The 15,376-nt window shown below is 41.8% G+C and carries 12 protein-coding genes, 1 tRNA gene, 1 rRNA gene and 1 pseudogene; 5 read left to right on the plus strand and 10 right to left on the minus strand.

All coding sequences use genetic code 11. The annotated features are described in order from the left end of the window. Positions 1-225 precede the first annotated feature (225 nt). From LC586_RS25085 to LC586_RS25095, 3 genes and pseudogenes are all read right to left on the minus strand, one after another. The gene (locus LC586_RS25085; protein WP_229487564.1) at positions 226-1,878 is read right to left on the minus strand and encodes a vanadium-dependent haloperoxidase; all 1,653 of its coding nucleotides are present in this window, start codon (positions 1,876-1,878) and stop codon (positions 226-228) included. Positions 1,879-2,145: 267 nt separating this feature from the next. Then, complete coding sequence (locus LC586_RS25090) at positions 2,146-3,318, minus strand: calcium-binding protein (protein ID WP_229487567.1); 1,173 nt, start codon at positions 3,316-3,318, stop codon at positions 2,146-2,148. 596 nt (positions 3,319-3,914) lie between these two features. Further along, positions 3,915-4,223, minus strand: a pseudogene (locus tag LC586_RS25095) (IS4 family transposase); the annotation flags it as partial. Between the two features lie 194 nt (positions 4,224-4,417). Between LC586_RS25095 and LC586_RS25100 the strand changes: the two are divergent. The 4 genes from LC586_RS25100 to ftsH3 all read left to right on the plus strand — a co-directional run bounded on the left by LC586_RS25100 (position 4,418) and on the right by ftsH3 (position 8,487). Further along, positions 4,418-5,203: a hypothetical protein gene (locus LC586_RS25100; protein ID WP_229487569.1), complete on the plus strand. Its 786-nt coding sequence runs from the start codon at positions 4,418-4,420 to the stop codon at positions 5,201-5,203. 97 nt (positions 5,204-5,300) lie between these two features. Beyond that, positions 5,301-5,720, plus strand: a complete 420-nt coding sequence (locus LC586_RS25105; RefSeq protein ID WP_229487579.1) for a GNAT family N-acetyltransferase — start codon at positions 5,301-5,303, stop codon at positions 5,718-5,720. Positions 5,721-5,737: 17 nt separating this feature from the next. After that, on the plus strand, positions 5,738-6,532 hold the full coding sequence (locus LC586_RS25110; RefSeq protein WP_229487581.1) for an aminotransferase class IV: 795 nt from the start codon (positions 5,738-5,740) through the stop codon (positions 6,530-6,532). A 113-nt stretch (positions 6,533-6,645) separates the two neighbouring features. Then, on the plus strand, positions 6,646-8,487 hold the full coding sequence (gene ftsH3, locus LC586_RS25115; protein WP_229487591.1) for an ATP-dependent zinc metalloprotease FtsH3: 1,842 nt from the start codon (positions 6,646-6,648) through the stop codon (positions 8,485-8,487). Between the two features lie 570 nt (positions 8,488-9,057). On the opposite strand, the gene LC586_RS25120 is transcribed toward ftsH3, so the two are convergent. The 7 genes from LC586_RS25120 to rsmA all read right to left on the minus strand — a co-directional run bounded on the left by LC586_RS25120 (position 9,058) and on the right by rsmA (position 14,567). Beyond that, the gene (locus tag LC586_RS25120; RefSeq protein WP_196528241.1) at positions 9,058-9,276 is read right to left on the minus strand and encodes a hypothetical protein; all 219 of its coding nucleotides are present in this window, start codon (positions 9,274-9,276) and stop codon (positions 9,058-9,060) included. Between the two features lie 399 nt (positions 9,277-9,675). Further along, a complete protein-coding gene (locus LC586_RS25125) occupies positions 9,676-10,857 on the minus strand; it encodes a low temperature requirement protein A (RefSeq protein WP_229487593.1) in 1,182 nt (393 codons plus the stop codon). A gap of 274 nt (positions 10,858-11,131) precedes the next feature. After that, positions 11,132-11,203 (minus strand) — tRNA-Gly (locus tag LC586_RS25130). Between the two features lie 167 nt (positions 11,204-11,370). Further along, positions 11,371-11,988, minus strand: a complete 618-nt coding sequence (locus tag LC586_RS25135) for a sporulation/spore germination protein (RefSeq protein WP_229487595.1) — start codon at positions 11,986-11,988, stop codon at positions 11,371-11,373. A gap of 265 nt (positions 11,989-12,253) precedes the next feature. Next, positions 12,254-12,583, minus strand: coding sequence for a DUF3082 domain-containing protein (locus LC586_RS25140; RefSeq protein ID WP_229487597.1), 330 nt, complete (start codon positions 12,581-12,583; stop codon positions 12,254-12,256). Positions 12,584-12,667: 84 nt separating this feature from the next. Beyond that, on the minus strand, positions 12,668-13,621 hold the full coding sequence (gene ispE / locus LC586_RS25145; protein WP_229487604.1) for a 4-(cytidine 5'-diphospho)-2-C-methyl-D-erythritol kinase: 954 nt from the start codon (positions 13,619-13,621) through the stop codon (positions 12,668-12,670). Positions 13,622-13,718: 97 nt separating this feature from the next. Next, positions 13,719-14,567 (minus strand): 16S rRNA (adenine(1518)-N(6)/adenine(1519)-N(6))-dimethyltransferase RsmA, encoded by an 849-nt coding sequence (rsmA, locus tag LC586_RS25150; protein WP_229487606.1) that lies wholly within the window; start codon positions 14,565-14,567, stop codon positions 13,719-13,721. A gap of 683 nt (positions 14,568-15,250) precedes the next feature. Between rsmA and LC586_RS25155 the strand changes: the two genes are divergently transcribed. Beyond that, positions 15,251-15,376 (plus strand): 16S ribosomal RNA (locus tag LC586_RS25155); the annotation flags it as partial.

Consider the following 15,376-nt stretch of genomic DNA (forward strand, 5'->3'; position numbering starts at 1 on the left):
TTGCGTCTTCTCTGCGAGAGGCTTTGCCAACGCGGTTCGTTAAAAAAATTAACTTTGACAAAGAGTTAAGCCTTAACCCAAGCGTATTGGTTTATAGTCCACTAAGCGTGGACTTGTGCTAATTCTCACGTTTAAATTCGCTTGCTCTGGGACCTTTTTAAACTTTGGATTTTGAATATTCAATCCAAAATCCAAAATTTAAAATCTAAAATTCTGTGAGTATATCTAAACTGGAGTCAAAAAGTTATTAAACACGGAACTGGCAACATTCCTACCTACTTGCACCCCGTCTATAGTGGCCGCTTCAATATGGACGCCACCATAAATCCGGCTATCGGCATCCTCTTGGGCTGCCTGTGAAAAGCTACCGTAATAGCGAGCAACGCCAGGTAATTCTTGTGAAGGAATGTCAAAACTGATGTCGTCGGTGCCGTAGAAAAGTTTCAGAATTTCGGCTGATGCACCACCGAATACAGAATGTCCTGAGATGTAATCTGGGAATGGTGGGGTATCTAGCAGAGGTTCCCAATTAGGATTGGCAATCGTATCAGGATTATTATCTTGATCGGCATTGCGGATTGCAGTAATCGGGCGCAATTGCTCATAGACGTACTTGGCATCCCACCCAACAATACCCGCATCAGCTTGGGCAATGTTCAGCAGCGCAAATAAACGGGCATTCTCCTCGAGGGTATTGCTTTGAGCCAATGCTACTTCTTGCGCGAGTTCGTTCAACTGACCTGGTGGTCTGAAAGTATCGCCGCGATCGTAAGCCCAGAATTGGGCAATTTCCGTCTGATCTGCGGTGCGAACAGTGCTGTTTTCAGCGCCAAGCGCCTTAACCTGATTAAAATTTCTCGTATACCGAGGGCTACCATACTCAGGGAAAGTATCTGGACGGAACAGGATAACACTGTCTATAGCAAAGGGAGTTACTAGACCCCACTGGGGCAATAATGCTGGTGCAAAATTGGTAGTATTATTTGTTGTTTCACCATCGGTGAAAGTTCGCTTCCAATCCCCAAAGCCAGTTCCCGGCGTGTATGGTTCTTGTGCAGTACTTGAACCATCATTTTTCCGGTTATCGAGTATTTGCTGGGCAACCTTGTTTCCGATCGCAATGCCTTTGTCCTCAGCCGTACCATCCGGGATTGCTGCAAGAGACCTTTGCCGTTGTTCATCGAACGTAGTTTTTTGTTTTGGGAACAAATTGACCAGCGTTCGGTAGGCTGCTTCAACTGCCGCAGCTTCTTTCGATGCCCCCGCAGCTTCCGATGCGCTAATGTTCACTAAATAAGGCTTGTAACTCCGGTCAATTGCGTTGACGGCATCATAAACTGCCGCTTGAACGATCGCCTGATTGCGTGCCCCCAGTGGAGGTGCTGTTCCCGATGCTTGTATGGCATTTAAAAGAATTGAATTCCATTGGATCACAACGTCACCTCCAGTAATTAACTGGCTGGCTACATTGTTGGCTGTATTACTTTCAGTAACGTTATTACCTGGTATTACCTGTCCAATCAAATAGTAGAGTCCTGGAGAGACAACACTTGCAGTGCGGAACTCAGATCCAGCAAAATCCACAGTAAATGTTTTAGATTGACCAGGCGCTAAATTAACCCTTTGATCGTTCAAACCGCCCAAAAGCTCATCTTTGCCCCTGAGTAAATCCCTTGCACCCCTTGATTGTTCGAGTGTGTTTAGAGAATTGATGTCAAGAACTTTATCGGTTGATCCATACAGTTTAAGGTTTACAGGGCCGTTGAACCGTGTATCACCTTGATTTTTAACTACAATTTTCAGTTTTCCCTGTTCATCGGGAAAGATTGTCGGATTTTCGAGAATTTCAGCAAACTGAATAACGATATCTGAAGCCATAAAGCTTTTGTTCCTTTTGTTGCAAATAGGAATAAGATAGTTTTCCTGCCTTTTGCTATTAAAGGACTACCAAAAAATAAATTATCCAATCTTAATTTGTAGGGTGCATTAATAAAGTAACCACAATTTCGATCTAATCTGTCATGGTGCATTAACCAGAGATATAACGCATCCTACAAGTTGGATATTTTTTTAATTGGAGTCCTTTAGGCGTGCAGTAACGCCCAGATAAGATTTTGGTTGAATACCCTGAGCCTGAACTTCTAATCAAACAAAAATGAATTGATTGCTATCGGAAAGACTTAGATTGGAGAGCGAAATTCCCTCAACAATACCAATGAGTTCAGGCACAACTTGGCCTGGGGTAAAAAATATTCCCGTACCAGATATCGAGCTAACAGGAGATGCACTCAGCAAATACTGACTTGCTGAACCTGCTAGCTGGATTTTATCTACACCACGGTTAACACCATCGTTCTTGGAGCCAAAGTCTTTAATCAGAGCGTAGTCTTGAGTCCCACTGGCTTTAATATTGCCGTCATTGTATAAAACTACATCAAAGACAACACTATCATTACCTTTTACATCTCTAGCATTTGCTTGTGCAAGTCCTAGAACAAATGTGTCGTTATTTTTCCCACCGATTAAGGTATCTTTTTCACCAAAGCCAAATCCTTGTTGCAGTTGACCAAAGAACGCTGTATCAGTACCAATCAACTCATCACTGCCGGCGCTACCATTAAGGGAGTCGTTACCTTGCCCACCAACAAGTAAATCTTTTCCACTATTAGCGTCGAGGTTATCGTTTCCTCGACCACCATAAATTTTATCGTTGCCACTACCACCAGAGATTGTGTCGTCACCGCTAACGCCAGGATTGCCCTCTATGTCATCACCATAGAGGGTGTCGTTGCCACTTTCACCATAAATGTTGTCGTTATCGGCCCCACCTTCAATATAGTCATTATCCTTACCACCATGAACAGTATCTTTACGGTCTTGACCATAAAGTTTATCGTTTTCTTCACCACCCTTTAAGGTATCATTGCCACTTGTAATTAAGTCTGAATTTCCACTAGGACTATAGTCACCGTAGATTGTGTCCTTCTCCCCATTACCCTCAAGGTAATCATTTCCACTTCCTCCACTAATGATGTCATCTTTTTTTCGACCATAAACTTGATCGTCGCCACCTAAACTGGCAATGATATCAACACCATTCGTGCCATAGATTGTATCTGGGTTGGGCGTACCTTGATTAGAACCAGAGGGTTTTGTAGATGAGCCTGTTTCTACTTGATCTAGTTTTTGTAATTGAGTTTGCTCCTCTATTGAAGGTGACGGTTTAATTATTTGTGCTTCTGAGGTATCGAATCTGCTTGCTGATTGTTCTTTTAGTTCTTCCAATTCTTGTTGGTTTGTGTTCAGTTGCGTTGCCATTTTTTGACCTCATTTCCTTAAATAACTTGGATGACAGAACTATTTTTGCTCAATTAAGACAGAGCTACTTTTGTCTAGAAGTAACGTTGCAGAAAAGAGTGAGCGTTTGAACTATCAAAAGCATTTTTAAGTTGATGAACTCCGTATGAACGTGTGTAAATCCTGGTTGAACTATATGAAACAACACCAACATAGCTATACTTTTATATCGAGTTTAGAGTGTGAGTTTTACGCGAAGTATTAGTTATTGTTACAATTATTTACATAATAAGGAATTAGGCCTACTGAATTCAGCAGTGCAGATATTAGTGATAAATACTCAAGAAGATTGGGCGATCGCTCAACAATGTTAGCAACTTTTCCAAAAGTAAAAATAGGATTTACCTAGTCTGCAACTCTCATAGACAATCTCTAGCAAAAGAGCCAACTCTTTTCAAGGGTTGGCTAAACTCACAGTATTTTTTTAGGAATTTCCTCTTAATAATTTGGTATAGCAACCCGCGCCATGAGAGCATCTAATCTACGTACCTTAGCAAGCGGTGCATAATAAATCTAACAACTCGCCTCCGTATAAAACTTAAAATATACTCCACAAAATTTATCCGACTCCAATTAGTTCTATCAATTGCTATATAAATAATTTTTTCATCGCTTAAGTATGTTTCTAGCCATTCTTTAACAATGGGAAACCAAACTTTTTCAATAGTGAGATTTGGTAATGATAAAAATCTTTGTATTCTTTTTCTTCTACTCTCAAATTTAATTGCCAACGGTAGAGCGTTGGCTAACTTTTCTAAAGTTACTTCTTTTACTGACTGTAAGAGATTCAGCAAAATTTTTAGAAACAGGTATTCTGCTAAACTCAATTGACTTTTTAATTGGTTTTGGTAGAATGTAGGTAACATTATCATTAGGTAGGTCTTATTGACAAAACTAGACCTATCTTTTTCTATCACAAAATGTTACCCGCCTTACATACAAAGCTTTTTAGCCTGTTTCGTCGCCCCTTCAGGTAAACTCTATGACTATATAACTAGGTCATTTTACAATAAGCACATTGTATACAATAATTTAGTCTGCTTGGGAAGATAAGAAAAATATGTTGTTATCGCGTAAAGCTATTGTCACACCTTTTTTAGTCTGTGCGTGTATTTTAGGAGTTGGCTTAATTCAATTCCCTCGACTGCAAGAATTGATAAAGAGCAAAGAATCTGCCTCTTTAGAAGCTTTAGAGAAAGAAATAAAATCAGAAAGCATCCGTCTTAATTTTCTCGAAAAAATGCCTAGTTTTGGTTATGATAACTTCATTGCAGATTTGGTATATCTCAATTTTTTACAATATTTCGGAGATGATGAAGTTCGGGATAAAACAGGTTACAGTTTAAGTCCAGAGTATTTTGAAGTAATTCTAGAACGTGACCCGCGATTTTTAGCAGCGTATCGCAGTCTTTCTATCAGTACTTCATTATATGCTGCTATGCCAGAACGTGCGATCGCATTATCAGAGAAAGGCTTAAAATCACTCTCTGCTTCAGTTCCCGAAAAGTCTTATTACGTTTGGCGTTATAAAGGAGTTGATGAGTTATTATTTTTAGGCAACGCTAAAGCTGCCCAACAATCTTTTGCAACTGCGGCAAACTGGGCTAGTAACTTCTCAGATGCAGAGAGTCAGATGATCGCTCATACTTCCCAAAAAACTGCTGAATTTCTGAGTCGAAATCCCAACAGCAAATATGCTCAAATTGCTACCTGGGCAATAGTTTTGAATAATCAAGTTGATGAGAGAAATCAAAAACGTGCAATTAGGGAAATTGAAGCTTTGGGAGGGAAAGTTATTACAACTGATGAAGGGACTCACAAAATTGTATTCCCCCCAAAAGATTAATTTATTAGTTATAACGGGTTGCTGCAAGTGTAGTAGCAAATTATATTCGCCCAATCGGGTTCAAATTTCTCACATATGATTGAGTAGGTTAACACTGATGTCAATACAATTGGCAGAATCTGACTTTCAAATATTAGGGTGTTTTCCTGTTATTTCCCAGTTGCGCCCTCACCTTGAGCAAGATAAGTTTGTAGAACAAGTTCGATATCAAATGAAAGAAGGATATCAACTTGCATTCTTAGAAGTAGAAAAGCAAGCTGTAGCAGTCGCTGGATTTCGCATTTATACTTGTTTAGCTTCGGGAAAATTTTTATACATTGATGATTTAGTTGTTGATGAGTTTAAACGGTCAAATAGCTATGGACAACAGTTATTTCAGTGGCTGATTGAATATGCAAAAAATCATAGCTGTGAACACCTGAGTCTTGATTCTGGTGTTCAGCGATTTGCTGCTCATAGGTTTTATCTCATGCAGCGTATGAGCATTACAAGTCATCACTTTTCAATTGAGTTGTAGCAACAAGCAATCTAGTTGTGACAAATAATATTTTTTGGTATGACGGTAAATTAATTCACTCCCAAACCCTAGAATTAGATATTAATGATCCGGGTTTACTTTATGGGGCAACTGTTTTTACAACATTGCGGGTTTATCAGAACTCGCTAGATAGTAATTTAACTAATTGGCAAGCACATTGCGATCGCTTACTCTTCTCAGTACAATCTTTTGGTTGGCAGCAACCAGATTGGAACCGTCTACGTCAAGGCGCTCAAATTCTCCTCGCACACTTTCCTATTCTCAGAATTACTCTCTTTCCCGATGGACGGGAGTGGATAACTGGCAGATTCTTACCGCAAGATTTGACAGAAAAACAAAATAATGGTATTTTATGCGCCGTTGCCAGTTCGGAATTTTATCGCTCTCTCCCCTCTCATAAAACTGGAAACTATTTGAGTGCTTGGTTAGCAAAAACTAGTTTAGATGCTCAAGAAGCAATATTAGTTGATGCTCAAGGAAATTGGCTAGAAACCAGCACAGGCAACCTTTGGGGATGGCGCGATCGCAGTTGGTACACGCCGCCAATGAAGGCCGGAATTTTACCGGGAATTTTGCGATCGCAACTTCTAAACTGGTTGCAAAACCACCAGATGCCAGTGCGGGAAGAAATTTGGACGGTGGAGCTAGTCCAGAAATTTGAAGCGATCGCCTACACTAATAGTGTGGTAGAAATTATTCCCATTCATACCGTTCATCAGCCTTCAGGGTCGCTACAATATAATCCCTACCATCACAGTTTTCAGCTAATAAGGGAGCTTTTTTTAGCATGACAGCCACGCCAAATTTGTTATATCTTAAGATAAGTTAACATAATTCTTAATAATCACCTTTGTGATCAGAGACGCTAGGCGATCGCGCGAAAAATACCGGAGGATAGACCTTAGTGAATAAAAGATGGAGAAATGCAGGGCTGTACGCACTGCTGTTTATTGTCGTCATTGCGCTGGGAACAGCATTTTTCGACAAACAACCCCAAAGCAGAGAGACATGGCGATATAGTCGCTTTATTCAAGAAGTTCAACAAGGCAGAGTAGAAAAAGTCAGTTTGAGTGCAGATCGCTCCACAGCACTGGTTACACCCAAATATGACCCGGCTAAACGGATTGTGACCTTAGTCAACGATCCAGACTTGATCAATACTTTGACTTCTAAAGGCGTTGATATTTCTGTTTTGCCCCAAACCGATGAAGGATTTTGGTTTAAGGCACTGAGCAGCTTATTTTTTCCTGTATTGCTTTTGGTTGGCTTATTCTTCTTGCTACGTCGCGCTCAAAGTGGCCCAGGCAGCCAAGCGATGAACTTTGGCAAATCCAAAGCTAGAGTCCAAATGGAACCACAAACTCAGGTAACATTTGGCGATGTTGCTGGTATTGACCAAGCCAAGTTGGAATTAAACGAAGTTGTAGACTTTCTGAAAAACGCCGATCGCTTTACCGCCGTTGGTGCAAAAATTCCTAAAGGTGTACTGTTAGTTGGCCCTCCTGGTACAGGTAAAACTCTCCTAGCTCGTGCCGTAGCTGGTGAAGCAGGTGTACCCTTCTTCTCAATCTCCGGTTCAGAATTTGTCGAAATGTTCGTCGGTGTGGGTGCATCCCGCGTCCGCGATTTATTTGAACAAGCTAAGACCAATGCTCCTTGTATCGTCTTCATCGATGAAATTGACGCCGTAGGTCGTCAACGGGGTGCAGGTTTAGGTGGTGGTAACGATGAGCGGGAACAAACCCTCAACCAGTTGCTCACAGAAATGGATGGCTTTGAAGGTAATACTGGCATCATCATTATTGCCGCTACCAACCGTCCTGATGTCCTAGATGCAGCCCTATTGCGTCCTGGTCGCTTTGACCGTCAAGTTGTGGTAGACCGTCCCGACTATGCCGGACGCAGCGAAATTCTCAAGGTTCACGCCCGTGGTAAGACCTTGGCGAAAGATGTGGATTTGGATAAAATTGCCCGTCGTACCCCTGGATTTACTGGCGCAGATTTATCCAACCTGCTCAATGAAGCCGCAATTCTGGCAGCACGCCGGAATTTGACTGAGATTTCGATGGATGAAATCAACGATGCGATTGATCGGGTCTTAGCTGGCCCAGAGAAGAAAGACCGAGTAATGAGCGAAAAGCGCAAAACCTTGGTAGCATATCACGAAGCTGGTCACGCCTTAGTTGGTGCTTTGATGCCAGACTACGATCCTGTGCAGAAGATTAGCATCATCCCTCGCGGTCGCGCAGGTGGTTTAACTTGGTTTACTCCCAGCGAAGACCGGATGGACACAGGTTTATACAGCCGCGCTTATCTGGAAAATCAAATGGCTGTGGCTTTGGGTGGTCGGATTGCTGAAGAATTAATCTTTGGTGAAGAAGAAGTTACCACTGGTGCTTCTAATGACCTCCAACAAGTAGCACGGGTTGCACGTCAGATGATCACCAGATTTGGCATGAGCGATCGCTTAGGCCCTGTTGCTCTTGGTCGTCAGCAAGGTAACATGTTCCTCGGACGAGATATCATGTCAGAGCGTGATTTCTCTGAAGAAACCGCCGCCGCCATTGATGAAGAAGTCCGTAAACTTGTGGATGTAGCCTATACACGCGCTAAAGAAGTGTTAGTGGGCAACCGCCACATTTTAGATGAGATAGCGCAAATGCTGGTTGATAAAGAAACGGTAGACGCTGAAGAGTTGCAAGAAATTCTGTCGAATAACGATGTGACAACTGCTGCCTTTGCCTAATTTAATGAGTAGTTAGGAGTTAAAAACAATTCCTAACTCCTAATTGTCAATAAAAGCCCGGTCATGAAGACCGGGCTTTTAATTTGGGGTTATATACCCCGAAGGTTTCGTTATAGAGTTTCAGTATAAATCGCTAATCTGATAGAGACTACCACCTGAGCATAATCAATTCCGGAAAATTAGAAAAAATTTTTTAGATACACCTAAATTAAAAAAGCTAGAACTCTGGCTTCAAAAGGAAAAAGATACAATCTAGCTACAATTTAAGAAGTCTGGATGGTGAAAAAATCACCCTAGTTTACTTAAAGCCTTACTAGCTATGGCATGGGCAAATCGAATAGACTGGTTTTTCGGGGCTGATATGGCAGTTTAGTATGACCCCAATGTACCAGCGCTCGTGTCAGATGCATTTTTAAGAATGGAAGTCAAGCAATTTTTTGGTGAAAACCTCCGCCTCTGGTATGCAATTTGGGAAGAAGAAAAATTTCCCATATTGTTACTGGAGATAAGTTTCCGAATCTTGACATGACTAGCATCAAAAGTGACTCGATACTCAACCAGTCGCCGATCTTAAACTCTAGATGTCGGTTTCAAAAATAGCCACGCCACAAAGAACGTAGCGGCTGTGAATAGTTGCGTCAAATCCAAAGCAGATAGATAGCCGTCCGCAAATGAAGCAATGCTGCGATCGGTAATGCCGAATACCCAAGATGACAAGCCAAACAGCCAGATTCCATTCTTGAGATTTCCGACGAATTCTTTAGAGTCTGATGGTTCTTTGTCTTTCATTATCTTCTGTTCTATTGGTGAAAAACTTGATGATTGATGCGAAATACCTGCCATTAAGAATTTTTTCTGACTCCTGACGCTGAATTTACACTTCCTATTAATAATATTAATAAATATTTCACCTACTTGACTTACCTGACCAAAGGTACATCTACTAATGATGACATTCCTCCTTTGGTTCTGTAACCTCCGATAGACGGCAATGTGTTGAGTTATCAGCTTTACAACGTCATGTTTGAATACTAAGATTACATAATCTTTAAATAACTATATGAATATTTATTTATATTTTATTTAAAATCTTTCGTAGGATAGATACCTTACAGATAAATCCTCAGATTTAAATTGCGTGGATACATAGTAGTAGCACATATCTGTGCACTACTACTACGCTATGAGCTAGATTTCAGGGTCAACCAAGCGGGTAGTGGGGCGACTCTGATATAAATCTTGAACGACTTGGACAGCAGAAACTACAGCTACAAGGGCAATGACTGCAACAGGTAACAAACCTTTGCCAAAGATAGCGATCGCTAGCAGCATGACTGCACCCCCAAGTCGATACTGGGAACGGATTTTGCAATAACGGATCACCCCAAATCTGTGGAGAATACTGACAGCTAGAGAGCATAATCCTACTGAACCACAGATGAGCCATCGCTGGGAATCGGGTAGTGCTAAAGTTGGCTTACTCAACAAAATTTGTTCTACGCCAACTCCAGCAGCAGCAATCCCAATCACTAGTGGTAAATGGGTGTAGAGCCAGAGATTGACAACACCAACTTTTCCATGTGTCCGCGCTATCTCAATAGGTTTACCGCCCAAGTTATCAAAATAGACCCACCACCAGCTAAAGGCAATAATTAGACCAAACACGCCAGAAATTACAGTTAAAACATCCCATTTCTGCTCAGAAACACCATTGACCACCGCAATGATTGCTTCACCCAAAACAATAATGGTAAATAGCCCGAAACGTTCTGGTAAGTGGGAGGCGTGGGGAAGTAACCCGACCTGAAACTTACGTCCTGTTAAGGGTGTAGCAAAGTCAATAATGATTCCCAGTGTCCAAAATCCGAACCTCCAAGGGATGGGTACAGATGCTGATATTAACCAAAGCAAGGCTGCGATCGCAAAACCAATAGCGTAGCGAGTAGTCAAAGGACGTGCTGAAGGGATATGTCTTCCAGCCCGGACATACTCTATTACCAGCACAGCCCGACCGAGAGCATAGGAAATTGCAAAACCAGGGGAACTCTCACCCAAACCGTGGTGGATGTTAATAGCCATTGCTGCTGCTGTCAGCATTTGTATACCAATCAACAGTCGATGTCCCACATCATCGCTGTCAAAGCGGTTGGCGTAGAATGTAGTGCCAATCCATGACCACCAAACTGGTATAAATAAAACTACAAACCCAAATAATCCTGATAGAGAGATATCCTCGTTGAGATTGTGGGCGAGTTGAGAAACTGCAACTACAAAAACCAAATCATAAAACAGTTCCAGCCAAGTGGCGCGTCGTTCTTCTTCAGTGTCTTCACCAATGCGTAATCTTGGTGGTTGGAGAAAATTTGCCATAGTGCTAATTGCGAATCGCTAATTGTTTTTTACCATTAGCTGTCATCCATTAGCGAGTGCGTAGACATTTCTGCGTAAATTTCTAAAAACCTGCTGAAAAATTCCCAATAGAAATATCAGTCTAACGTCAGTCCTTTATCGGCAACCTGTAGTATGTGCAGTGTAATAACAACGCCCGCAGGCTCTAGATGCCTAGTAAAGTCTGGCTCAACAAATTCATAGGCAAGTGTACCAACAGAAGCAATCACATAGGTAGCTTAGGTTCTGATTTTAAAGCGGGCGATGGGACTCGAACCCACGACGTTCACCATGGGAAGGTGACATTCTACCACTGAATTACACCCGCGAATTGCTGCCATAAACTTAGGGCTAAAATCAATAATACCACTATTTACAACTGTTTTAAATTGACTAGAACATACACTATTTTGGCAACTACTGATGCATGAGTCCTGTGGCTGTTCAAATTGGAAAATCTTTTTAGCTAATGACGGCACTGACTACCATATTTAACTAAAGAACAATGTCTTCACCGAGCGAGGTGAAGCGAACCTCTTTAATATTCCATTGGGCATTACTTGTTAGGGTTTTGCGGAGACTGCCAAACAGAGCAAACTGTTCACAACTAGAAAGAGAAGCTATTTGTCGCTTTGAATCAGGGGATATTCGCAAATCAACTGTAGCAATGCCATTTTTGATGTTGACACGATACCCAGACAAGCTCAAGTCGCTTGTATCTCGTTTTTCTAAAATTTTACTCACTACATTTGTCACTGGTTCCTCAGCTGGCACTGAAACCTTTTCTGGAATGAGTTCTTGACATTGGGTATCACTTGTATACATCGTGACGTTGGTAGTTTTGCTAGTGACAGCTTTAGGAGTTGATGAGGAAGGCGTATTTTCCTTAGGAAATTTTTGATTAGGAGATTTTTCGCTTAATTGAGCTACGCTAGGAATTTGGCTGGGAGTCTGAGACGATGCCCTATTCGTCCGTGTTGTAGTAGGGGATGGCGTTTCACTGTCAATATTACGAGTGGTGGGGTTAGAACTACAACTGCTCAAGCTGACAACGATTGTCACAAAAATAAGGGGTAAAAAATATCTCTTGGTTGTGTTCATAATTTTGCTCATAAGTGATGTTGCTGCTATCAACTTCAGTGTAACTGGTATCAATTCCACATATATTTGTGAATATTGAGCCAGTTTATAAAGTGTCAACCCGAAATCTGTTAAAGTCGAGGGCTATACTATACACCGAAATTACAACATCTGCTGTTCAAGGAGCGATCTCTGACAACAAGCCGCTTTGCGTCTACGCCAATTCCAAAAAGCTTAACCAGAAGAAGCAGAGGTGCAGGAAACAAAAATATACTGAACCTTGATTCAAAGCAAATTACTAGTTTTCACTACTTTTCTGCTTGCTCAACTCCTGCACTAATAATTGCACTCCCAAAGCCAACAAACCAATTGCTACTATACCAAATATCCCGCTTCCTAAAGCAACTACACCAACAACCAGAGTCCTAACAGCAGAAGAAATCTTAATTACCAATGGATTAATTGAATGGAGAGGTTTAGTAGCAAAATTTGTAGCGATCGCAATCATCAGCGAATACATTGCATATCCCATTCCTCCAGAAATAATCGCCCCACTTAAACAGCGTAAAGGACTCGCACTCGCCTGTATTTTAGTATCTGTTTGTGGCGTTAAATTTTGATCACTCATACGATTTTGGATTTTAGATTTTGGATTGGGTCATTAGGAATAATTCTTGTCTATCCCCTATGCTTCATTAACGAAAAAAATTATTTAAACAGACGATACCACTTTAATCCCATGTGTGATTATCCGAGTTACAAACAATTCTAAGTCCTCATCAATAATTGCTTCTCTCACTTGCAGCTTAATTTGTTCTGCCTGCTGTTGAGACTCAAAAAGAGCAAATACTGTTGGCCCAGAGCCAGACATCATTGTTCCTAAAACGCCTTCTTGATTTGCAAAAACTTCTCGCAGTTGCAATACTTGGGGATAGGCTGGCAATACCACGCGCTCCAAATCATTGTGCAGTTTTTGGGCAATTTCTCCCGCATCTTTATTTACGACAGCTTTTACTATTGCTCCTGAATGAACTGCATTAGCACGCACTGCCAAGTTGTCGCTATCTCTAATATAAGAATGACCAAACTGCTCTCTATAGGTTTTGTATGCCCAAGCGGTGGAAACTTCCAGGCTGCGGTATTTTGCCAACACTATATAAATATTATCCAAACTTGGCAGAGGAGAAAGTTGCTCACCTCTACCTGTTGCGATCGCAGTTCCACCCGCTACACAAAACGGCACATCTGAACCAAGTGTACCTCCCAAATCCTCTAATTCGGACTGAGTTAGCCCCAACTTCCACAGTAAATCTATTCCTACCAAGACAGCTGCTGCGTTTGTCGAACCCCCAGCCAACCCAGCAGCTACAGGAATCTGTTTATTAACGGTAATCTCCACACCCCCATATTTAGCAAAGGCTTCGGGAAATTGCCTTACCATTAATTCTGCTGCGCGGTATGCCAGATTACTTTTATCTGTCGGTACTTGTGGGTGGTTGCAGTGAACGCGAATGCTGTCAGTGCTGATAGAATGCACATCAATTTGGTCTGCTAGTCCAATACTTTGAAGTATCATGGCTAATTCATGATAACCATCGGGGCGATCGCCAATGATTTCCAGATACAAGTTGATTTTGGCAGGGGCAATTAGGCTGTAAGAACGCATTTTCTGGGAATGGAGAATGGAGAATGGAGAATGGAGAATGGAGAATGGAGAATGGAGAATGGGAAAAAATTTGCCTTATCCCCTTGTCCCCTACTCCCTACTCCCTACTCCCCACTCCCAATTCATTTGCTAGGATTATCCATTGCTGAACGCCGAGGTCTTCGGCTCTAGCTTGGGGATTTATTTTTAATTGTTCCAGTAAGTGGCTCAAGCGATCACGTTCTATAACTGATTGCAAATTATTTCGTAACATTTTGCGCTTGGCACCAAACCCCAACTTTAAGAAATTCTCTAACTGTCGAGGATTAAGCGCTGGTATTTCTATTTTTCGGGGACGCAATCGTACCACTGCTGAATCGACTTTTGGCGGTGGATGAAATGCGGCCGCTGGAACGGTGCAAATTAACTCACACTCAGCCAAATACTGTACCCGCACACTCAACGCCCCAAAGGCTTTTGACCCCGGCTTAGCATACAACCTTTCTGCAACTTCTTTTTGTACCAGCAACACTATAGAGTCAAATGGTTCGGAGTTGGGGTTAGCGATCGTACCCAGTAGTTTCTCAATGATTGGCCCTGTAATGTTGTAGGGAATATTGGCTACTACCTTATTTGGCTTGTGGAAATTGGGAAAGGCTGCCAGATAAGATGGTAAATCTAGAGTGAGAAAATCGCCTTGCAGCAGTAAAAAATTTTCAGTCTTACCAAGCTGCTTTGACAACAGTTGGCATAAGTCTCGGTCTATTTCAACTGCAACCAGAGATTGCACTAAAGGTAATAAACGACGAGTCAGAATGCCGGTTCCGGGGCCAATTTCCAGCACGCGATCGCCTTTGCCGTTGGCGGAGCCATCGCTTTCTGTACACTCTGCTGCTTTAATAATTGCGTCGAGTGCCTTTTCACTTTTGAGCCAATGTTGAGCAAAGACCTTACGCGGTCGGATCATCTGTATTTCTTGCCTAGTCTAGTTTTTAGCTTTTTCTCAAAAACTCATTATAAATTTTGAAGTCCCTCTACAGCGCTAGACTCACTGTAACGCCTATCTTCTCTTCCAAACGATCCGCGAACGTAGTGATGGCGATCGTGTAAATGCCGATATAAGCGTCACCTGTAGGATAGGAGTCTTAAACCGCAAGCTCCGCAACAATTATGCTCTTATATATATAGTTAGTTTGAGCATTTGGATTCAGGATAAATGCCTCCACCAAGACTACCTCCTGCCATTTTCGATAATCATTACTATAATCACTCAACCTGCATCAGATCCCATTTAGAGACAAGCAACGTGCATTATTCATACAGTCCGGTTTAGCCACTTCGTTCTTGCCTCCCTCCTATTGCTTAACCCATTCACCTGAAAGCAAGTGCAGTCAAGCGATTTGCCCTTTTAGAAAAAAAATAAATTTACCCCTTGACAAACTAGGGGATGACTAGTTACTCTAGTTAAGTGGAAAGGCGAAAGAAGCCAACCACGGCTGAACCTGAAAAACATAATACTTTGAAAGCTTAAGAAAAAACCAATCCTCGTCAAAAGATTTTACTTTTGGGGTTTCTCAAAAGGATAGTCAAAATTAATAACTAGGATTCCGGGAAATATTTTTTTTCGGAGCCACAAACTCGAAACAGAACAAAACGGAGAGTTTGATCCTGGCTCAGGATGAACGCTGGCGGTATGCTTAACACATGCAAGTCGAACGGTGTCTTCGGACACAGTGGCGGACGGGTGAGTAACGCGTGAGAATCTGGCTTCAGGTC

It is taken from the genome of Nostoc favosum CHAB5714 (assembly GCF_020829495.1).
In the GTDB taxonomy this organism is placed as follows: Bacteria; Cyanobacteriota; Cyanobacteriia; order Cyanobacteriales; family Nostocaceae; genus Nostoc; species Nostoc favosum.

Coding starts and splice junctions, on each gene's coding strand:
- LC586_RS25085 (WP_229487564.1), bottom strand. CDS start 1,878: ATGGCTTCAGATATCGTTATTCAGTTTGCTGAAATTCTCGAAAATCCG.
- LC586_RS25090 (WP_229487567.1), bottom strand. CDS start 3,318: ATGGCAACGCAACTGAACACAAACCAACAAGAATTGGAAGAACTAAAA.
- LC586_RS25100 (WP_229487569.1), top strand. CDS start 4,418: ATGTTGTTATCGCGTAAAGCTATTGTCACACCTTTTTTAGTCTGTGCG.
- LC586_RS25105 (WP_229487579.1), top strand. CDS start 5,301: ATGTCAATACAATTGGCAGAATCTGACTTTCAAATATTAGGGTGTTTT.
- LC586_RS25120 (WP_196528241.1), bottom strand. CDS start 9,276: ATGAAAGACAAAGAACCATCAGACTCTAAAGAATTCGTCGGAAATCTC.
- LC586_RS25125 (WP_229487593.1), bottom strand. CDS start 10,857: ATGGCAAATTTTCTCCAACCACCAAGATTACGCATTGGTGAAGACACT.
- LC586_RS25135 (WP_229487595.1), bottom strand. CDS start 11,988: ATGAGCAAAATTATGAACACAACCAAGAGATATTTTTTACCCCTTATT.
- LC586_RS25140 (WP_229487597.1), bottom strand. CDS start 12,583: ATGAGTGATCAAAATTTAACGCCACAAACAGATACTAAAATACAGGCG.
- ispE (WP_229487604.1), bottom strand. CDS start 13,621: ATGCGTTCTTACAGCCTAATTGCCCCTGCCAAAATCAACTTGTATCTG.
- rsmA (WP_229487606.1), bottom strand. CDS start 14,567: ATGATCCGACCGCGTAAGGTCTTTGCTCAACATTGGCTCAAAAGTGAA.